Source organism: Sphingopyxis sp., assembly GCF_965227415.1.
Lineage (GTDB): Bacteria > Pseudomonadota > Alphaproteobacteria > Sphingomonadales > Sphingomonadaceae > Sphingopyxis.
On sequence record NZ_OZ245749.1, the window covers coordinates 3,181,909 to 3,202,847 of the forward strand.

Annotated in this window: 12 protein-coding genes; 6 read left to right on the plus strand and 6 right to left on the minus strand. The window is 65.6% G+C overall.

Annotated features, from left to right (window positions below; genetic code table 11):
• The first annotated feature begins 62 nt into the window (after nt 1–62).
• Together ACO055_RS15475 and ACO055_RS15480 are read left to right on the plus strand one after the other, a co-directional pair.
• Nucleotides 63–1,277, plus strand: a complete 1,215-nt coding sequence (locus tag ACO055_RS15475; protein WP_422059732.1) for an FAD-dependent oxidoreductase — start codon at nt 63–65, stop codon at nt 1,275–1,277.
• Nucleotides 1,274–2,914, plus strand: a complete 1,641-nt coding sequence (locus ACO055_RS15480; protein ID WP_422059733.1) for a phytoene desaturase family protein — start codon at nt 1,274–1,276, stop codon at nt 2,912–2,914. Before ACO055_RS15475 ends, ACO055_RS15480 begins: the two co-directional genes overlap by 4 nt.
• On the opposite strand, the gene ACO055_RS15485 is transcribed toward ACO055_RS15480, so the two are convergent.
• The 6 genes from ACO055_RS15485 to ACO055_RS15510 all read right to left on the minus strand — a co-directional run bounded on the left by ACO055_RS15485 (nt 2,876) and on the right by ACO055_RS15510 (nt 14,247).
• Nucleotides 2,876–4,225, minus strand: a complete 1,350-nt coding sequence (locus tag ACO055_RS15485; protein ID WP_422059734.1) for an APC family permease — start codon at nt 4,223–4,225, stop codon at nt 2,876–2,878. The two genes, ACO055_RS15480 and ACO055_RS15485, sit on opposite strands and share 39 nt — an antisense overlap.
• Before the next feature lie 4 nt (nt 4,226–4,229).
• On the minus strand, nt 4,230–6,686 hold the full coding sequence (locus tag ACO055_RS15490) for a TonB-dependent receptor (RefSeq protein ID WP_422059735.1): 2,457 nt from the start codon (nt 6,684–6,686) through the stop codon (nt 4,230–4,232).
• Nucleotides 6,687–6,838: 152 nt separating this feature from the next.
• Nucleotides 6,839–8,434 carry a sulfotransferase gene (locus ACO055_RS15495; protein ID WP_422059736.1) on the minus strand — a complete coding sequence of 532 codons (1,596 nt, stop codon included), beginning with the start codon at nt 8,432–8,434 and terminating at the stop codon, nt 6,839–6,841.
• A 2-nt stretch (nt 8,435–8,436) separates the two neighbouring features.
• Complete coding sequence (locus ACO055_RS15500; protein WP_422059737.1) at nt 8,437–10,017, minus strand: DsbA family protein; 1,581 nt, start codon at nt 10,015–10,017, stop codon at nt 8,437–8,439.
• Nucleotides 10,018–10,072: 55 nt separating this feature from the next.
• A complete protein-coding gene (locus ACO055_RS15505; RefSeq protein WP_422062482.1) occupies nt 10,073–11,476 on the minus strand; it encodes a M48 family metalloprotease in 1,404 nt (467 codons plus the stop codon).
• Nucleotides 11,477–11,592: 116 nt separating this feature from the next.
• Complete coding sequence (locus ACO055_RS15510) at nt 11,593–14,247, minus strand: Rne/Rng family ribonuclease (RefSeq protein ID WP_422059738.1); 2,655 nt, start codon at nt 14,245–14,247, stop codon at nt 11,593–11,595.
• A 613-nt stretch (nt 14,248–14,860) separates the two neighbouring features.
• Between ACO055_RS15510 and ACO055_RS15515 the strand changes: the two genes are divergently transcribed.
• From ACO055_RS15515 to ACO055_RS15530, 4 genes are read left to right on the plus strand one after another with little or no spacing between them, the layout of a single operon-like run.
• A complete protein-coding gene (locus ACO055_RS15515; protein WP_422059739.1) occupies nt 14,861–15,865 on the plus strand; it encodes an N-acetylmuramoyl-L-alanine amidase family protein in 1,005 nt (334 codons plus the stop codon).
• 55 nt (nt 15,866–15,920) lie between these two features.
• Nucleotides 15,921–17,174 carry a D-arabinono-1,4-lactone oxidase gene (locus ACO055_RS15520; protein WP_422059740.1) on the plus strand — a complete coding sequence of 418 codons (1,254 nt, stop codon included), beginning with the start codon at nt 15,921–15,923 and terminating at the stop codon, nt 17,172–17,174.
• The gene (locus ACO055_RS15525; RefSeq protein ID WP_422059741.1) at nt 17,171–18,316 is read left to right on the plus strand and encodes a DSD1 family PLP-dependent enzyme; all 1,146 of its coding nucleotides are present in this window, start codon (nt 17,171–17,173) and stop codon (nt 18,314–18,316) included. Before ACO055_RS15520 ends, ACO055_RS15525 begins: the two co-directional genes overlap by 4 nt.
• A 59-nt stretch (nt 18,317–18,375) precedes the next feature.
• Entirely contained in the window at nt 18,376–20,892 is a 2,517-nt protein-coding gene (locus ACO055_RS15530; protein ID WP_422059742.1) for a penicillin-binding protein 1A, read from the plus strand.
• The last annotated feature ends 47 nt before the right edge of the window (nt 20,893–20,939 follow it).

Genomic DNA, 20,939 nt, shown 5'->3' on the forward strand with positions numbered 1-20,939 from the left:
CCCGGTCATTGTCAACGGGACAGGCCCTCCCCCGGCCCGTCCCGCAAGCGGGAGGGAGAAAGATGAGCGATCCAGTCATCATCGTCGGCGGCGGTCCTGCGGGTATGGTCGCGGGCCTGCTCTTCGCGCGCGCGGGCGTGCCGGTGACCATCCTTGAAAAGCATGCCGATTTCCTGCGCGATTTCCGTGGCGACACGGTGCATCCCTCGACGCTCGAACTGTTCAACGAGATCGGATTGCTCGAAGCGCTGCTGAAAGAACCCCATGCCGCGATCGACACGATGACGCTCAACCTGCTGGGCGGGCGCTATACGATTGCGACGATGAAGCATCTGCCCGTCGCCGCGCGCTTCGTCGCGATGATGCCGCAATGGGATCTGCTCGATTTCATTGCGGGGCAGGGAAAATCCTATCCGACCTTTGACCTGCGCATGTCGACCGAGGCGACCGGGCTGACCCTCGATGGCGCGAACCGCGTCAGCGGGGTGACCCTGGCGAGCGGCGAGACGCTGGCGGCGCGGCTGGTCATCGCCGCCGACGGGCGCCGATCGGTGCTGCGCGACGCCGCCGAATTGCCGCTCGAAGACCTGGGCGCGCCGATGGACGTGCTGTGGTTCCGCGTCCCCGTCCCGGCGGGCATGGCGATGTCCGAAGTCGCGCTCGGGACGATCGACAAGGGCGGCATGGTCGTCGCGATCCCGCGCGGCGATTATTGGCAATGCGCGCAGATCATCGAGAAGGGCGGCTTTGCGCCGATCGAATCGCGCGGCATCGCGGCGTTCCGCGACCGGATCGTCGAAATCGCGCCCGGGCTCGCGGCGGGAATCGACGCGATCCAGAGCTTCGACGACGTCAAGCTGCTGTCGGTCGCGCTCGACCGGCTGACACGCTGGTCGCGCCCCGGCCTGCTCGCGATCGGCGATGCCGCGCACGCGATGTCGCCCGTCGGCGGCGTCGGGATCAACCTGGCGGTACAGGACGCGGTGGCGGCGGCGAATATTCTCGCCGCGCCGCTCGCCGCCGGAGCCGATCCCGATTCGCTGCTCGCCAAGGTGCAGGAACGCCGCTGGACGCCGACGACGCGGATGCAGGGAATTCAACGTTTCGCGCACCAGCGTGTCATCGAACCGATGCTGCGCGGCGACATCACGCGCGTGCCGTTCGCGGTGCGCCTGCTCGACGCCATCCCGCTGCTCCGCCGCATTCCGGGCCGCATCCTCGGCCTGGGTTTCGGTCGCCAGCATGTCCAATCCCCGCTTGCCAAGGATTTTCAATGACCAAAGCCTATGACGCCCTGATTATCGGCGCCGGCCACAACGGCCTCGTCTGTGCCTTCTATCTCGCCAAGGCGGGGCTGAAGGTGCGCATCGTCGAGGCGCGCGACGTCGTCGGCGGCGCGGCGGTGACCGAGGAATTTGCGCCGGGGTTCCGCAATTCGGTCGCGAGCTATACGGTCAGCCTGCTCCAGCCGAAGGTCATCGCCGACATGAAGCTTGCCGAGCATGGCTATCGTGTCATCGAACGGCCGATCAGCAATTTCCTGCCGCAACAGGATGGCGGCTATCTGAAGCTCGGCGGCGGGCTCGAGCGCACGCAAAAGGAGTTTGCGCGCTTTTCGAAGCATGATGCGGCGCGTTTGCCCGAATATTATGACATGCTCGAGGGTGTCGCCGATGTGCTGCGCGATCTCGCGCTCAAATCGCCGCCGAATGTCGGCGACGGCTTCAAGACGTTGCTCGACGCGGCGCGGCAGGGGCGCGGGCTGACCAAGCTCAGCCTGTCGCAGCAGCGCGACGTGCTCGAACTCTTCACCAAGTCGGCGCGCACCTTCCTCGACAGCTGGTTCGAGAGCGAAGCGGTCAAGGCCGCCTTCGGCTTTGACGCGGTCGTCGGCAATTATGCCAGCCCCGATACGCCGGGCAGCGCCTATGTTCTGCTCCATCACGTCTTTGGCGAAGTGAATGGCAAGAAGGGCGCGTGGGGCCACAGCGTCGGCGGCATGGGGGCGATCACCCAGATGATGGCGAAGGTCTGCACGCAGCTCGGGGTCGAGATCAGCCTTGAAAGCCCGGTCGACAAGGTGTTGGTCGAGCCTGCCCCCGCGGAGGCGGGGGGCGGCAAGGCCGTCGGCGTCAAGCTGGTCGGCGGCGAGGAGATTGCGGCGGCGCGCGTGATCGCCAATGTCGGGCCGAAGCTACTCTATGAACGGATGTTCGACGAAAGCGATATCGCGCCCGAATTCCGCCGCCGCATCAAGGCGTTCAAGGCGGGCAGCGGCACCTTCCGCATGAATGTCGCGCTGACCGAGCTGCCGAAATTCACATGCCTTCCCGAACCCGGCGAGCACCACCAGTCGGGGATCATCATCGCGCCGACGCTCGACTATATGGACAAGGCGTTTCTCGACGCGAAGGAGCATGGCTGGTCGAAGAAGCCGATCGTCGAAATGCTCATTCCGTCGACGGTCGACGACAGCCTGGCGCCGCCCGGCCAGCATGTCGCGAGCCTGTTCTGCCAGCAGTTCGCGCCCGAGCTGCCGGCCAATCCCGATGGAAGCGCCCGCGATTGGGACGCCGAGGAGGGCAAGGCGGCCGATACGATCATCGACACCGTCGAGGCGCATGCCCCCGGCTTTCGTGCGTCGATCGTCGGGCGCCAGATCCTCAGCCCGAAGGGACTCGAACGCAAGTTCGGGCTGGTCGGCGGCGACATCATGCACGGCAATATGAGCCTCGACCAGCTCTGGTCGGCACGCCCGGTGCTCGGCAACGGCGCCTATCGCGGGCCGCTCAAGGGCCTGTATATGTGCGGAGCGGGGACGCATCCGGGCGGCGGCGTGACCGGCGCGCCAGGGCATAATGCAGCGCAGGTGATCCTACGCGACCGGGGCTTCTTCGCGCCGCGCTGGCGCTGACCGGCGCCGCATGACGACATAGATCGGCAGGCCGGCGGCGGTCATCACGAGGCTCCACAGACTGGCCTCGAGCCCGGCGCCGTAAAAGGCCCAGGCGCTGTAGAGGAAACCGATGATCGTCGCGGCAGCGAAGCCCGCCGACATCTTGATCGCGCCGCGGCGTTCGAGCCAGAACGCCGCGGCGGCGCCGACGATATAGAGGATGATCGCGGTCGAGGTCGTGACCTTGACCATGAACGCGAACAGGTCGGCGAGCCCGCGCGAATAATTGGCATAGACGATGATGCTCGCGAGCCCGCTCGACACGAGCTGGGTGATCCACGGCGAGGCGAATTTATTGTCGCGCGCGAAGGCGGCGGGAAGCAGCCGCCGGTGCGCGAGGTCGCGCGGGATGTCGCCCTGAAGCAGCACGAAGCCATTGAGCGCACCGAGCGCCGCGATGGCCGCGAACAGCGCGACGACCTGACCCGCCTCGGGGCTGACGAGCCGCGAAAAGAAGGTCGCATAGGCGGCGTTCGATGCCTGGAGCGTTTCGAGCGGCACCATCAGCGTCACCGTCGTGCACGACAGCAGATAGAGCAGCCCGACCGCTGCGGCGGCAATGACCGTCGCGCGCGGGATCGTGCGCTCGGGATCCTCGACGCGATCGCTGACGACGCAGGCGCTTTCAAAGCCGAGCAGCGCGAACAAGGTGAGGGTCGCCGCCGAACTGACGCCCGACAGGGTGACCGGCTCGGTGCCCGTCATCGTCGGCGGCGGTGCTGCGCCGGTGCCCAGCGCCCAGACGCCGACGATCACCGCGCCAATGACGGGGATCAGCTTGAGTCCGAGTGTCAGCAACTGCGCGCCGCCTGCGCGGCGAACGCCGGCGAGGTTGACGAGCGTGAAGAGCCAGATGCAACCGATCGCGATCCACGCGGGCAAGGAACCCGCATCGGCGAGCCAGGGCATCAGGATCGACAGATTGCTGATCGCTGCGACCGCGAGCGTCGCGACCACGGTCCAGCAGCTGATCCAGTAGCTCCACGCGACGATGAAGCCGGTGCCGGGGCCGAAGGCCGCGGCGCCATAGGTGAAGGCGGCGCAGCCTTCAGGCAATCGTTTGGCAAGTCGCGCGAACACGATGGCAAGACACAGGGTCCCCGCGATCGAGACGAACCAGCCGATCACCGCGTTCCAGCCGAGCGGAGCGAGGTCGCGCGGGAGCAGGAACACCCCCGACCCGATCATGTTGCCCATGCCGAGCGCGATGCACATCAAAAGGCCGAGCTTTTGGCCCGGCCTTTCGCTGTTGTTGACGATGTCGGTCACCCGATCAGAACTTGGCGCCCAGGCGCGCCCCGATCGTCTGGGGCTGGCTCACCAATATCTGGACGCGGTCGTTGCACTGTCCGCAGTTGGAGAAGCGCGACAATTGGCCGCGCTCGTCGAAGGCATTCTGCAGGAATATCTCGAAGCTGTAGCGGCTCCAGTCGAACCCGAGCGCAAAATCGACGGTCGTCGACCCCTTGATCATGCCGAGCTGGGTCGCCGTAACGGTGCGGATGTCCGCGCTGGCCGAGCTGCGATGCGCGATGACCGATTGCAGATGGAATTCGCCCGGCCCGATCGGGAAAGCATAGCGTACCGTCGCATTGCCGTTGAACTTGGGCGTCACCGGCAGTCGCGTCCCCTTGGCCGCGGCGACCGAATTGCCCGCACCGGTGCAGGTATAGGTCGGGTCGTCGATCGCGCAGAGGTTATTCTTGGTCTTGGCATCGGTATAGGACGCCGCCGCCGTAATCGTGAGGCCGTCGGTCGGCCGGATGTTCACGTCGGCCTCGATCCCGCGAATGCGGGCGTTCGGCCCGTTGTGGATCTCGGTAAAGCTGTTCGCGCCGAGGAACGAGAATTGGAAGCGTTTCCATTCCTGCTGATAGATGGCGGCGTTGAGCCGGACCATGCCGTCGGCAAGCGTCGTCTTGATCCCCAGTTCGTAGTTGGTGAGGAAATCGGCATCATAGGGCGCGATCGTCGCGCGCCGGTTGATGCCGCCGGGACGGAACCCGCGCGACCAGGTCGCATAGGTCAATATGTCGTCGCTCGGTTTCCAGGTCAGGTTCAGGCGGTGGGTAAAGCCCGAATCCTTTGTCCGCTTGGGAACCAGCCCGCCGCCCACGAAATCGGCCAGGTTGGTGCAAGGGCCGCCCGGTACCGCCGCGGGTAGCAGCGTGCCGCCCGGATTGTCGCGCAGGATGGCGCCCGTCGTCGTGTAACATCCCGCGACGCCGGTGCGCGAACTGCCCGCGCCGTTGAAGGGCGCGCCGGCAGGATTGCGGCCGAAGCCGAAGAAGCCGATCAGGCTGTTGTCATATTTATAATAGCGCCCGCCGCCGGTGACCGTGATGGTCGGGGTAATGTCGAAGCTCGCTTCGCCGAACGCGGCATAATCCTTGTCGATGCGCTTTTGCTCGGTCAGCCACAAGGTTCCGGGCAGGCCGTTGACCGATAGCGCGCCAGACAGGCCGGGAACGCGATAATCCTGGTGGATTTCATTGCTCTGGCGCTGGAAGAACAACCCGCCAACGACGCGGAAGCGCGAATCCTGCGGCGAAGAAATGCGCAGTTCCTGGCTCAGCTTGCGGAAATGGTCGGTGCCGATGATGAACTGGCGCGGGTCGATATCGTTGCCGGCATTGTCCTCGAGATAGAAATATCCGGCCAGTCCGCCGTAGGACGAATAGAGCGCGTCATACGCCTCGGCATAATCGGTATAGTCGCTGATCTGGTACGTCTTGCGATCGAGATAGGCGCCGGCATAGGTGAGGTCGAAATTGCCGATCTTGCCTTCGATCGTCAACGCCGCCTGGATGAACTTGTCGCTGCGATGATCGGGATAGAAGCGCTGGACCTGCAGGTCGCCGACCTTCGGATCCATCGCGAAGGTGCCGTTGCTCGTCTGCTTCTGATAGAGAACGGTCGGCGTGATCGTCCAATTGTCGTCGAGATCGACTTTCAGCGCGGCGCGGCCGCCATAGACTTCGGCATCGTTGAAATTGTTTTCGACGAAATCATCATTGTCGACGGTGATGCCGCCGGGGGTCGGCAGGAACGTGCGCGTGCCGGGGACATTGTCGATGTAGCCGGCATCCTTCTGATACCAGCCGACGAAGCGCACCGCCGCCATGTCGCTGATCGGCGCGTTGATCATGCCTTCGAGCCGGCCGCCCATGCCGCCATGCTTGATGCTGTTCAGTTCGCCGTCGACGCGGCCTTCGAACCCGGCCGTGCTTGGCTTGTTGGTGATGATGCGGATCGTGCCTGCCTGCGACGAGGCGCCATAAAGCGTGCCTTGCGGCCCGGCCAGCGATTCGATGCGGGCAATGTCATAGACATGGATGTCAAGCGTCCCGCCGATCGTGGTGACCGGCTGTTCGTCGAGATAGACGCCGACGCTGGGCAGCGATCCCGAATGGTTGCCGTCGCCGCCGCTCGCGACGCCGCGCATATAGACGGTGGTGACGCCCGGCTGGCTCGACTGGAACGAGACGCTGGGCAGCAGCTTGGAGAAGTCCTGGAAATTGGCGACGTTCAGCTGATCGAGCTTCCGCGTCCCGAGCGCCTGGATGCTGATCGGAACATCCTGCAGATTTTCCTCTCGCTTTTGGGCGGTGACGACAATCTCGTCATCGTTCTTGTCCGCAGCCTCCTGCGCCAGTGCAGCCCCCGACGACAGGATCGTCGAAGACAAGGATGCCAGAAGTAGCGCGCGGCGAGAAAATTGGACCCGCATGAAAGACCCCCCTTTTTATGCTGGCGCTGCCGTTGTTGCAGCGCAACGCGAAGGGTGTCGCAACTTGGGTGTGATCGTCAATCGGGGTACGCCAAATTGGCCCTTCCCGACCGCAGTTTCGGGAGCAGTATGACAAAATTGCAACAATCGGATCAGGCGCGCGCGGGATATTGCGTCAGGACCGGACCCAGCGCATCGACCAGCGGGCCGAGCCATGGTTCCATCGCGCGCCATTGATCGACACCGTCGCGGTTGATCGGTCGCCGCACCTGTTCGGAACTGGCGGTGCGAACCGCGCGGTCGTTGGCATGAAAATCGAGGCAGGCCTGCTCGAACGGCAGGCCGAGCCAGGCGAGCATCGCCCGCACTTCGCCTTCCAGATCCGCGATCACCCGTTCGTGGAAGACGCGGTGGACATGCGCCGGCACGACATGATCGAAATGGTCCATCAGATCGACATAGTCGGCATAATAGCGCCCCATGTCGGACAGGCTGTAGCTGAACGCCTGTCCGCGCGCGAAATGCTGTTTGAAATTGGAGAAACAGCAATCCATCGGATGGCGCCGGGCATCGATGATCCTGGCTTGCGGCAGGATCAGCCGGATGAAGCCGACGTGCAGCCAGTTGTTCGGCAGCTTGTCGATATAGAAGGGCTTGTCGCTTTTGCGCTGTACCCGGGTATCGCGCAGATATTGTTCGCCGAGTTCGCGGGCGTCGGCGGGCGACAGCTGGGCGATGCCGCCCATATTGCGCGCTTTCGCATAGAGCTTGGGAATATCGGGCAACTCCATCGTGCCCTCGACCATCGAGTGGCTCGACAGGATCTGTTCGATCAGCGTCGATCCCGCGCGCGGCATGCCGACGATGAAAATCGGATCGGGCGCGTCGGCGCCATGACCGGTTCGGGCGGCGAAAAAGTCGGGTGTGTACAGTGATTTGGCGTGATCGACGGCGGCCCGCGTCTGCTCTGCGTCATAGTCGAGCAGCGCCTTGCGCAGCGCGTTGCCCCGGTCGTAGTGCCCAAAGGCGACCTCGGCCTCGCGCCGGTCCTCATGCGCCTTGCCGAGCGCGAAATGGAGATGAAAGCGGTCTTCGGCCGAGATGTCGCCGCGATCGAGCGCCGCCTGCATCGCGGACAGATCGTCGTCGCCGAATTGCAGCGTCTTCAAATTGGCGAGGCTCCACCACACTTCGCCGAGCGCGGGATGGAGGTCGAGCGCTTTGCGATAGGCGGCGATCGCGTCGGCCTGACGCCCGACGGTCTTCAGCATATGCCCATAGGACATCCAGATTTTCGGCTGTTTGCCAAAGCTCTGCAGCACCTGTTCGTAGAGTTCGAGTGCTTCGTCGAATTCGCCGACGCGGCCAAGAGCTGCCGCTTTCAGATTGGCGTTCATCAGATTGTCGGGGTCGACCCGCTGGAGTTTGGCCAGCTCTTCGACGGCTTCGGCCGAGCGGCCCTGGCGATGCAGCACCGTCGCGAGGTTCGACCGTGCGGCCAGAAAGTCCGGCGCGAGTTCGAGCGCACGGCGCAGCAGCGTTTCGGCATCGCGGTACCGTTCGATCCGCGCGGCAAGTTCGGCGAGCATACGGATCGCCGCGACGTCGAACGGATCGCGCTTCAGATGGGCCTTGAGCACGGGCTCGGCGTCGTGGAGCCGTCCCTCGAACAGAGCAAGGGCGGCGGCCATCAGTTCGGGGTTGCGGACGCCCCGATCGATCGACAGCTGCGCGCGATCCGCCGTCATGCTCAGCCTTCCTTGCGCGCCTTGGCGATCGCCTGCTTCAGCGCGTCATAGCCAACCTGGCCCTGGAACATCTGATCGCCCACGACCCAGGTCGGCGTGGCGTTCAGTTGCAGCTGGGTCGCGAGCGCGAGGTTCGCGTCGAGTTCGCGCTGGAACACCGCCTCGTTCACGGTCGCATCGGCGCTGCCGTCGGTGACGACGCCTGCGCGTTCGGCGGCGGCGGCGATGGCCGACGGGTCGAGCGAGCTGGCCGCGAACATCGCATGATGGAAAGCGTCATACTTGCCCTGCCGCGCCGCTGCGAGCGCCATGATCGCGGCATCGCGGCTCTGCGGCGAAATGATCGGCAGCTCGCGGAAGACGACCTTCAGCCGCTTGTCTTCGCGGATCAGCCGATCGACGTCGGGCACGCTCGCGCGGCAGAAGCCGCAGGCATAATCGGTGAAGACGACGAGCGTAACGTCGCCGTCGGCGTTGCCGGCCCAGGCGCCGGCATAGGGTTTTTCGAGCGCCGGGCGTACCGCCGCGACGGCCTTTGCCATTTCCTTGTTGCGCTGCGCCTCGAACGCTTCGGGGACGATCTCGGGATGCGTGCGGATATAGTCGGCGACGATCGTTTCGACCTCGCTCTTGCTCATCCCGCCGCCGAAGCGGCCGCCGAGCCAGAAAGTCGCACCGAGCAGCAGGATAGCGCCGAGCGCGATCGTCCACAGCGGTGCCGGGAAGGCAGACCCAGCGGCACTGCGCGGCGCCGGCGCCGGGCGGTGCGGCATGCGGTCGTCGTCGGCAGGCGCCGAAACCGAAGGCGGCGGCGTCGCGCTCGCGGCTCTGGTTTTCGCGGGCTTGACGGTGGGCGCGGGCGCGGCGGCGGGCTCGCCTGCAAAGAGCGGCAGATCGGGCGTGGCGACCTGCGGCGGCGCAGCGCGTACTTCGGCCTCCTCGCGCGCCAGCAATTGCTCGAGCCCCGATGGCGGCGGTGCCGGCTCTTCGCGGGCGGCGGGGCGCAGCCTGGTTGCCGCTTCGCCGATGCTGTCCTTGCCTGCCTTGGCGGCGTTGCCGATGCCGGCTTTGGTCTTTCCTGCGACTTCGCCGATCCCGCGGCCGGCATCGCTCGACAGTTTCGAGACCTTCTCGGCGAGCGCCATTTTCTCCCAGGCGTCGCCGCTGGCTTTCGCCGCCGCACGGCCGGCTTTCGCCGAACCACGCCCGGCCGCGCGTGCGGCGAGTGCGGTCAGTGCGCCGGTCCGGGTCGCGAGGTCGCGCGAGCGGCGCGGAATTTCCATCGCTTCGACGCGCGCCGGAATATCGGCGCGTTCGCCGACGTCGATCGTCCAGTCGGCAAAGGCTTCGGCGCCGTCGCGGATGCGATCCCACAGATTTGCGGCGCCGGCCTTGATCGCTTCGGGTTTGACCAGCGGATCGCGCGGCGTTTCCGCCGCCTTGTAACGCGCCAGATCGATCCCGACCGGCGGCTCGTCCGCCGGCTTCGCCAGCCCCTCGTCGCGCGCAGGCGCGGACGCCGTGGGCGTCGGGGCCGTATCGCGCAGCCACGGCTGATAATAATCGTCTTTCTTGTCTGTCACTTGTCGCCCTTATGCATCGCGATCGCGATGCGTCCCCATCGTTATGCGCGTGAATCTAACGCCGTTTGCGTGTCTGTTCCACCTCGGCGCGAGCCACCAGCGCAATATCCTGTGCACGAATCCAGTCGGGCGAGCCTTCGGGCAGGCCCTGCATCGCCGTTTCGGCATTACGCAGCGCGAGCGCGGCCTGTCCACCCTCAAGGCTGTAGCGTTCCGCCGAGGCGAGCGAGGCGCGCGCCTGATCGCCCTTGTTCGCATAGACGATGCCGAGCTGGTACCAGGCAAAGGGATTTTCATTGTCGAGCGCGACGGCGGTCTTCAGCACCTTTTCGGCTTCGGCGAAATTGGCCTGGTCTTCGGTCGCGATCAGCGCGTGGCCCAGCGTCGCCGCGATCAGCGGCTGCGAGCGCGAATTGGTGACCGCTTCGCGCAGCGGCGGGATCGCTTCTGTCGGCCGTCCCGATTCGAGCAGCACCTGGCCTTCGAGTTCGAGGAAATAGGGGTCGTGCGGATTGGTCTTGAGCAGCCCCTCGACCTCGCCCAGCGCCTTTTCGGGATAGGCGCTCTTGTGCCAGGCATAAGCGCGGGCATAGCGCGCCGGAATGCTCGTGTCGCTTTCGGGATATTTGCGCAGCGTGCGGGCCGGGTCGGCAATATAGCCCGACAATTTGGCCTTGATGCGCTGAAAACGCGCTTCGATCGCCGGGTCGGCCGGCTTTTCCCACGCAGGATCGATGACATAGACTTCGCGCAGCGTCTGGATGCGGTCGCCCGACATCGGGTGCGTGCGGCCATAGGCCTGATCATCGTCCTGGTCGACGCCATAGCGGAATTCCAGATTCTGCAACTTCTTGAAGAAGGCCAGGCTGCCGCGCCCGCTGATCCCCGCTTTGGAAAGATATTGGGCGCCGGCGGCGTCGGCGGTCGATTCCTGCACGCGGTTGAAGGCCAGATATTTGCCGAGCGCGGCTTGCTGGCCCGCCATCAATATGCCCATGCCGGCGTCGCCGCCGCCCGCGGCAATCGCCGCCGCGCCAAGGAGCAGGCTGAGTATCGAAATGCCGGTCGCGGCCTTCGCGCCTTCGCTCGCGCGGATCGCGTGGCCGCCCATCACATGTCCGAGTTCGTGCGCGAGCACGCCCTGCACTTCTTCGGCGTTGTCGGCGGCCTCGATCAGCCCGCTGAACACATAAATGTCCTGGCTGCCCGCGACGAAGGCGTTGATGCTGCGGTCGCCGAGCAGATGGACGCGCACCTGCCCCGGCTGGAGTCCCGCCGCGACGAGCAGCGGGTCCATCATGTCCTGGAACAAGGCCTCGGTCTCGGCATCGCGCAGGATGGACTGCGCCGCGGCCGGACGCACCGTCACTGCGACCATCGCGATCAGCGTCAGCACGACACGAAAAAGGGCGCGCCAGCGATGCGCGCCGGACAGGCTGAACGGCGGGAAAGCGATCATCGCCGCCTGTCTTGCGCCGCGCGCCTGAACCTCGAGTGAAGCCATGGGGGCTTATTGGGGTTCGTCGCGCGCGGACGCAAGGTCAGGCTGCGGTTTCTGCGGCGAGTTGCCGCGGGTCAGTTGCCAAAGGTTCGCTGCCACCAGCCGCGGCGCGGTTCGCCGTCGGGGCCCACGCCTTCGCCGTCGGTATCGGCGTCGGCGGAAACCGGCTCGGCCTCGCCCGCGGTCGCGGGTTCGGAGGCCGCTTCAGCAGCGACGGCCTTTTTGGCACGGCTCGGACGCTTCTTCGGCGCCGGCTTGGCCGCTTCGGGTTCTGCAGGCGCTTCGGGGACGGGCGCTTCGACGGTCTCGGCAACTTCAGCGGCTTCGGCCTCGGCTGCCGCAGCGGCCTTGGTCTTGCGCGGAGCGCGGGCACGCTTCGGCTTTTCCTCGGCGGCAGGCGCTTCCTCGGCTACCGGCTCGGGAGCGACTTCGACGGGCGCAGCCTCTTCTGCCGCAGCGTCGGTCTCGGCGCCCTCGGGCTTCTTGCGACCACGGCCACCGCGGCGACGACGCGGCTTTGCTTCGGCCTCGTCGGTCGCGGCTTCTACCGGCGCAACGGCGTCGGCCGGCGCATCGCCGTCGGCGTCGTCGTTACCCTCTTCGCCCGAGCCTTCGCCTTCGGGGATCTCATTGCCTTCCTCGTCGCGACGACCGCGGCGGCCACGGCGGCGGCGGCGGCGGCGCTTGCGGCCTTCGCCGTCTTCGCCGTCCTGGCTTTCCTGGCGCTCGCGGCGCGCGGGACGCTCGGTTGCCGTTTCTTCCTCGGCCTCTTCTTCCTCGTCCTCTTCGACGAAGTCGTCTTCGTCATCCTCGATCTCGACGATCGGGGCGAAGCTGCGGCGCGCGACCGGCGGCGGCCCGCCGACCTCGATTGCCATCCGAGCGCCCTCGGTCTCGCCGTCGGGCAGAATTTCGACATTGACGCCGTAAAGCTCTTCGATCTCGCGCAGTTCGCGGCGCTTTTCGTTGAGGAGATAGAAGGTCGCTTCCTGGCTCGCGCGCAGGATGATCTTGCTGCCCTTGCCGCGTGCGGCTTCCTCTTCGATCAGGCGCAGCGCGCTGAGGCCCGCCGACGAAGCGGTGCGGACGAGGCCGGTGCCTTCGCAATGCGGGCACGGACGCGTCGATGCTTCGAGCACACCGGTGCGCAGGCGCTGACGGCTCATCTCCATCAGGCCAAAGCCCGAAATGCGGCCGACCTGGATGCGCGCGCGATCGTTCTTCAGCGCATCCTTCATCGCGCGTTCGACCTTACGGACGTTCGAGCCATGATCCATGTCGATGAAGTCGATCACGACGAGCCCGGCCATATCGCGCAGGCGGAGCTGGCGGGCGATTTCGTGCGCGGCTTCGAGGTTGGTGCTGAGCGCGGTCTGCTCGATATTATGCTCGCGCGTCGAGCGGCCCGAGTTGATGTCGATCGACACCAGCGCCTCGGTCGGGTTGATCACCAGATAACCGCCCGATTTCAACTGGACGACGGGATTGAGCATCCCGGCGAGCTGGTCCTCGACGCCGTAGCGCTGATAGAGCGACACGGGGTCGGCATATTGCTTCACGCGCCGCGCGTGGCTTGGCATCAGCAGCTTCATGAACTGCTTTGCCGCCTTATAGCCCTCGTCGCCTTCGACGAACACTTCCTCGATATCCTTGTGATAGATATCGCGGATCGCGCGCTTGACGAGGTCGCTGTCCGAATGGATCAGCGCCGGTGCGCTGGACCCGAGCGTATTCTCGCGGATCTCGTCCCACAGGCGGGCGAGATAGTCGAAGTCGCGCTTGATCTCGACCTTGGTGCGGCTCATCCCGGCGGTGCGGACGATGCAGCCCATCGTCGGCGGCAGGTTGAGCTCGTCGATCATCGCCTTCAGCTTGCGACGATCGGCACCGTTCGAAATCTTGCGGCTGATGCCGCCGCCGTGCATCGTGTTCGGCATCAGCACGCAATAGCGGCCGGCGAGCGACAGATAGGTGGTCAGCGCCGCGCCCTTGTTGCCGCGTTCTTCCTTGACGACCTGAACCAGCATCACCTGGCGGCGACGGATGACGTCCTGGATCTTGTAGCGGCGGCGCAGCGACATGCGGTTTTCAGCATCTTCGTCGTCGCCCCGACGGCTGCGGCTGCGGCCGCCGCCCTTGCGGTTGTTGTTGCCGCGCCCGCGTCCGCGCCCACGGCGGTCGCCGCGGCCGTCACCGGTTGCTTCGGCGCCTTCTTCGGAGCCTTCGCCGCCTTCTTCGCCATCGCCGTTTCCGGCGTCATCATGGTCGTCGCCGTCGTCATCACGGTCGTCACGGTCGTCACGGTCGTCGCGATCATCGCGGTCGTCATCACGATCGGCGCGACTGTCGCCATTCTCGTCTTCGTCGTGATAGTCGACGTCGGCGACATCGCCTTCGAGCTCGTCGAGGTCTTCCTCGGCGCGCTGCGCCGCGGCGGCGGCGTGCTCTGCCTCTTCGCGCAGCAGCGCTTCGCGGTCTTCCTTCGGAATCTGGTAATAGTCGGGATGGATTTCGCTGAACGCCAGGAATCCGTGGCGGTTGCCGCCATATTCGACGAACGCCGCCTGCAGCGACGGTTCGACGCGGGTTACTTTGGCCAGATAGATATTGCCCTTGAGCTGCTTGTGCTCAGCGGACTCGAAATCAAACTCCTCGATGCGGTTTCCCTTGGTGACGGCGACCCGGGTTTCTTCCCGGTGCCGCGCGTCGATCAACATGCGCGTGGTCATTAGTTACACTCCAGGCGCGCCGCGGCGCGCCAACAAAAAAGGCCGCGTCCATCCCGAACGGAAGGCTGCGGTCGATACGGTTCAAAGAAAAAATAACGTTATTGCCGCGCGCGGCTCGCGTCCGGTCCTGGACGCGCATGCGGTCCTCCGCCGCGACAGATGCAGGGGCGAAACCGCCTGCGTCGCGATCAGAAGAGGGCATGGCAAGCCTCATGCAGCATCAACCTGTTACAGGGTGAGCGGGAAGGGCTGAGCGGCAATTTTTTAACAATGCCGCGTCGGCCGCCCGATCATCCGGGTGGACTGACGGCACTATGTCTTTCCCCGCATGTCCGGCGCCGGAGCGGCCTTGATCCGCGATTCGCGAGACCAGGCCTTTTCCCCTCAAAAGGCCGGACGGCGCCGGGAAGGACACCGTCAGTGTGCGGGGTGCTAGCATCGGCATGGGCCCACGGCAACCTTCGCTACCCAACAAAGATAGGAAGTTGGCCTTTTGTTGCAAATATATCCGCACCGCCGCTGCACCGAATTGGTCGTTAACCCAGCCAATTGGCGGCAATTCGATGCGCTTTGGCGGGCAGGCGGTCCACGGCGTTCGGTCGCGGGGGTCTCCATGCCCTCGAATAAGCGCTGGACCATCGCTCTCTCGCAACGGCATAATCGCGGCATGAAACTCTTGTTCGTCCTGCTGGCGATGGCCGTCGGCCCGGTGTCTGCTTCGGCCGCGCCGGCCGGCCTCGCTGCAATCGGGCCGATATCACAGAGCGCTTTCGATCATGCTGTGCGCACCCCGCGCATCGAGCCGAACGCGCCGGTCGGGTTTCGCGCCAAGCGTCCCGGAAAGCGGTACAGCGTTACGGTTCCGATCGGAAAACCGAAGCCCGCGCTGCCGCTCCCCGTGATTCAGGGGCCGAACAATCCGGGCCTGCCGCTCGTCGTGATCGACGCTGGTCATGGCGGGCATGATCCGGGCGCGCATTCGCCGCACAACGGGAAGCGCGAGAAGGATATCACGCTGGCGCTGGCCAAGGCCATCCGCGACGATCTGGTCGCATCGGGCCGCGTCCGCGTCGCGCTCACCCGCGCGGACGACCGGTTTCTGGTACTGGAGGAGCGCTATGGCATCGCGCGGCGCCTGAAGGCCGACCTCTTCATCTCGATCCACGCCGACGCGGCCGAGACCGAAACGGCCAGCGGCGCCTCGGTCTATACGCTCTCTGAAGTCGCGTCCGACCGCGAAGCGTCGCGGCTCGCGGCGCGCGAGAACAAGGCGAATATCATCAACGGCATCGACCTGGGCGCGCACAGCAGCGAGGTATCGTCGATCCTTCTCGACCTGACGCAGCGGGAGACGATGAATGTCGCGTCCGACTTCGCCCGCCTGCTCCAGCGCGAAGCAGGCGACGACGTCAAATTCCGCACGACGGCGCACCGTTTCGCTTCGTTCGTGGTGCTGAAGGCGCCCGATACACCGTCGGTGCTGTTCGAAACGGGCTTCATATCGAACAAGGGGGACGCCGAATTCCTGGCCTCGGCAGCGGGGCAGAGGAAGGTTGCGCGCGGCGTGCGCGACGCGGTGCAAATCCATTTCGCCCGCCAAATCGAGTACCGACCCTAAACGGCCTTGACCATCCCGCGCGTCGCCGACAGCTTGCCAGCGACGGGAGGGGCGCATGGCGTGGAGCAACTGGTCGGGCAGCGTCACGGCGCCGGCCGAGGTCACAAGGCCGCAAAGCGAGGATGAACTCGCCGCGCTGATCCGCGGTGCGCGCAAGGTTCGGGCAACGGGCGCCGGGCACAGCTTCATGCCGCTCTGCCAGTCCGACGAGCTGATTCTGGGTCTCGACCGGATCGGCGACGCGATTCGCATTTCGCCCGACCGCAAGACCGCCCGCATCCCTGCGGGCTGGAGCATCAAGCGGCTGACGGCCGCGCTGTGGCACGAAGGCCTGGCGCTCGCCAATCAGGGCGACGTCAATCCGCAATCGCTCGCCGGCGCGATGGCGACGGGGACGCACGGGACCGGCGTCGACCTGGGCTCGCTCGCGACGATGGCACGCGGCTTTCGGCTGATCGGTGCGGACGGCGAGGCGCGCTGGTGCGACGCTGCGACCGACCCCGATCTCTATCAGGCGCAGCGGCTTTCGCTGGGGATGTTTGGCATCGCGACCGAAATCGAGGTCGCCGTCGTTCCCGCCTTTCACCTAGCCGAGCGGATCGAAAAGCGGCGGTGGGAGGAAATCCGCGAAAGCTATGACGCGCTGGCCGGGCAGCATCGCCACATCGAATTCTGGTTCTTCCCGCACGCCGATCATGTGATCCTGAAGACACTCGACCCTTGCGATCCGTGCGACCCGCCGCCATCGACGACCGATATGGAAGAGACGGCGTTCCGCCGCGTGCTGGATATTGCGGCGAAACTGCCGTTCCTGACGCCCTGGCTTCAGCGCGGCATGATGAAGACACGCTTCGACGGGCATCGCCGTGGTCCCGCACATGCGATCTTTCCTTCGGATCGCACGATCCGCTTTGAGGAAATGGAATATGAAATGCCGCGCGCGCTGGGACTCGAAGCGTTGAGCGAAGTCGTCGGCTGGATCCGCAAGAAGCGGTTGCCGGTGACCTTTCCCTTTGAATATCGCACCGTCGCCGCCGACGACATCTGGATGAGCGCGATGAATGCGGGACCGGTCGCCGCGATCTCGATGCACCAATATCACGCGATGCCCTGGGCGGGTCATTTCGCCGAAGCGGAGGCGATCTTTCGCGCGCATGGCGGGCGCCCACACTGGGCGAAGCGTCATACGCTGACGCGCGGCGACGTCGATACGCTGTACCCGATGGCCGAGCGCTACCGCGTCGTGCGCCGCGCGGCCGACCCGCAGGGCAAATTTCTCAATCGGCATCTGGAGGCGCTGTTTTCATGAGCGACGATCTGACCCTGCACGCGCATCTGATTGGTCGGCAGGGCTCGCGCGCCGACCTCAACACCCCGGTACTCGTGCTTGATCGGGATGCGCTCGACCGCAACATCGCGGCGCTGGCGGCGCTGACGGCGCGACATGGCGTCGGCCTTCGCCCCCATGCCAAGACGCACAAAAGCGTCGATATCGCGAAGTGCCAACTTGCCGCCGGCGCGCTCGGGGTCTGCTGCGCCAAGATCGGCGAGGCCGAAGCGCTGGTCGAAGGCGGCGTCACCGGCATCCTGATCACGTCGCCCGTCGCCGCGCTGCGCGCGATCGAACGTCTTGCGGCGCTGGCGAAGCGCGCCGGGGGATTGATGGCGGTCGTCGATCATCCCGCCGTCGCCGAACGGATTGACGCTGCCCTGGACGCGGAGGGCGCCGCCCTCGACGTCATCATCGACATCGACCCCGGTATCGCGCGCACCGGCGTCGCATCGCCCGAGGCGGCGGTCGATCTTGCGCGGACGATCGCGACGCTGCCCCGCCTCACGTTTCGCGGCGTTCAATTCTATTGCGGTTCGCAGCAGCATATCGAAGATTTTGCCGAACGCCGCGCGGCCATCGTCGAGCGCACGGCCTATCTGCAAAGCGCTATCGATGCGCTCGCCGGCGCAGGCTTCCGTCCCGAAATCGTCACCGGATCGGGGACCGGAACCCACCGGATCGATCTCGATCTCGGCGTCTTCACCGAACTCCAGGCGGGTTCCTATATCTTCATGGACAAGCAATATCTCGATTGCGACCTGACGGGCGAGCGTGACGTGCCGTTTGAAACCGCGCTCGGGGTCGATGCCCGTGTCGTGAGCGCCAATCATTCGGGGCTCGTCACGATCGACGCGGGCATCAAGTCGCTTTCGAGCGATGGCGGGGCGGCGGTCGTGCGGCGCGGTGCTCCCGAATCCGCTTTCTTCGCGTTCATGGGCGACGAGCATTCGGCGCTGATCGCGCCCGACATCGGCAAGCAACTCGCGCCCGGCGATCCGGTGACGCTGACGGTGCCGCACTGCGACCCCACGGTGAATCTCTACGACCATTATCATGTCGTGTCGGGCGACACGCTGGTCGCAATCTGGCCGGTCAGCGCGCGCGGCCGCGCGCGCTAGGACATGCTGCCGCAACCATGCTTCCCTTTCCGCCGCGCAGGCTTTAGAGGCTTGGCCATATGGCTTCCGATACCGTGTCCCATTTCCGCTTGCGCCTGCGCCGCGACAGCAATGCCGTCATCGCCTGGTTCCGCGAGATGTGGACGCGGCGCTGGTTCCGCATCCTTGGCTATCTGGGCGGTGCCGGGCTCCTCGCTATCCTGCTCATCTGGGCAGTGTTCGCCCGCAACCTGCCGTCGGTCGACCAGCTCCGCGATTATCAGTCACCGCTGCCGACAATGGTGCGCGATGCCGAAGGCAAGCCCGTGCACAGCTATGCGCGCGAGCGCCGTGTCCAGCTGGAATATGCCGAATATCCGCAGCTGCTGGTCCGCGCCTATCTCGCGGCGGAAGACCGCACCTTCTTCGAGCATGGCGGGATCGACTATCCGGGTATCGCGACCGCGGTCATCACCAACCTGAGCAGCAGCGGGCGCCCGGTCGGCGCGTCGACGATCACGCAGCAGGTCGCGAAGAATCTGCTGTTGACCAACGAAGTCAGCTATCGGCGCAAGATCCGCGAGCTGATCCTGGCGAAACGCATCGAAGGGGCGCTCACCAAGGAGCAGATCCTCGAACTCTATCTCAACGAAATCCCGCTCGGCCGCCGCAGTTTCGGGGTACAGGCGGCGGCGCGGGCCTATTTCGACAAGGACGTCGACCAGCTCGCGCTTCACGAAATGGCGTTCCTTGCGATCCTGCCCAAGGCGCCCGAAACCTATGGCCGCGCGCGCAACGCCGACAAGGCGATGGCGCGCCGCAATTTCGTGCTGTCGGAGATGTTCCGCAACGGATGGATCAGTGCCGCGCAGCGCGACGCCGCGCAGGCGATGCCGCTCGGCCTGACCAACAGCGGCAACACGGCGATCGCGCAGGTCGGCGGCTATTACATGGAAGAGGTGCGGCGCCAGCTGATCGACCAGTTCGGCGAAACATCCGAAGATGGTCCGCTATCGGTCTATGGCGGCGGACTCTGGGTGCGCACGGCGTATGACGGCAAGATGCAGGCCGCGACGACCATGGCGCTGCGCAAGGGGTTGCAGCGCTACGATGCGGGCAAGGGCTGGTCGGGCCCGATCGCGACGATCGAGGCCGACGACCAGTGGCAGAGCCGCCTTGCGTCGAGTTTCGTCGGGATCGATTACGATAATTGGCGGATTGCCGCCGTGCTGTCGAAATCGCCCGGCGAAGTCCGGATCGGTTTCGCCAAGGGCGATACCGGACGTCTGCCTGCCGATGCCGCGACGCAGGGCTATCGCAAGACCGGCGGCAGCGCCTTTTCGGCGATGCGCCCGGGCGACCTGATCGCGGTCAAGGCGACTGCGCCGGGCATCTACGCGCTGAAGAACATCCCCGAAGTGTCGGGCGGCATGATCGTCGAAAGCCCGCATTCGGGACGCATCTACGCCATGCAGGGCGGCTTTGACGTGCGGCTGTCGCCGTTCAACCGCGCCACCCAGGCCGAGCGCCAGCCCGGATCGACGATCAAGCCCTTCGTCTATGCCACGGCGCTCGACAACGGCATGACCCCCGCGACGATGATCGTCGACGGGCCGTTCTGCGTCTATCAGGGCGCACGTTTCGGCAACAAATGCTTCCGCAACTTCGGCGGCGGCGGCGGGTCGGGCGAGCATACGATGCGCTGGGGCCTGGAGCAGTCGCGCAACCTGATGACGGTCCGCACCGCAAGCCAGGTCGGCATGGAGCCGATCGTCGACACGATCCAGCGCATGGGGATCGGCAAGCACGAGCCCTATCTGTCGACGGCACTCGGTGCGGGTACGACCACGGTCGAAAAGATCACCAACGCCTATGCGATGCTCGCCAATCATGGCCGCGAACTGAAACCGCGCCTGATCGATTATGCGCAGGATCGCCGCGGCAAGGTGATCTTTCCGAAGAATTGGCGGCCGTGCGACGGCTGCAACATGTCGGACTGGGACGGCAAGCCGATGCCGCGCTTTGCCAAGACCGGCAAGCAGCTGCTGGACCCGATGACCGCCTATCAGGTCGTCCATATGCTCGAAGGCGTCGTCCAGCGCGGCACCGCGGTGCGGCTGCGCGACCTGGGCGTGCCGCTGTTCGGCAAGACGGGCACGACCTCGGGTCCCAAGGACGTCTGGTTCGTCGGCGGCAGCCCCGACGTCATCGCGGGGGTCTATATCGGGTTCGACCAGCCGCGGAACATGGGCGGATATGCGCAAGGCGGCAGCCTGGCCGCGCCGATCTTCAAGGATTTTTACGAGGCATCGCTGACCGACGCGCCGCCGGTGCCTTTCACCGCGCCGCGAGGCGTCCGCATGGTGCGTATCGACCGCCAGTCGGGTCGCCGCGTCTATGGCAGCTGGCCGGGGACCGACCCGAAGGCGGCGATCATCTGGGAAGCCTTCAAGCCCGAAAGCGAGCCGCGCCGCACGATCCGCGAGGAAGAAATCAAGCCGATCAAGACGCAGAAGCGGACGACCGGGCCGGCACAAAAGGGTTCGACCGGCCGCAGCGACAGCGACTTCATCGACGACCGCGGCGGCATCATCTGACGCCGGGAATCTGATCCTTGCCACCGGCGCCCCAGCCTCTATGGCCG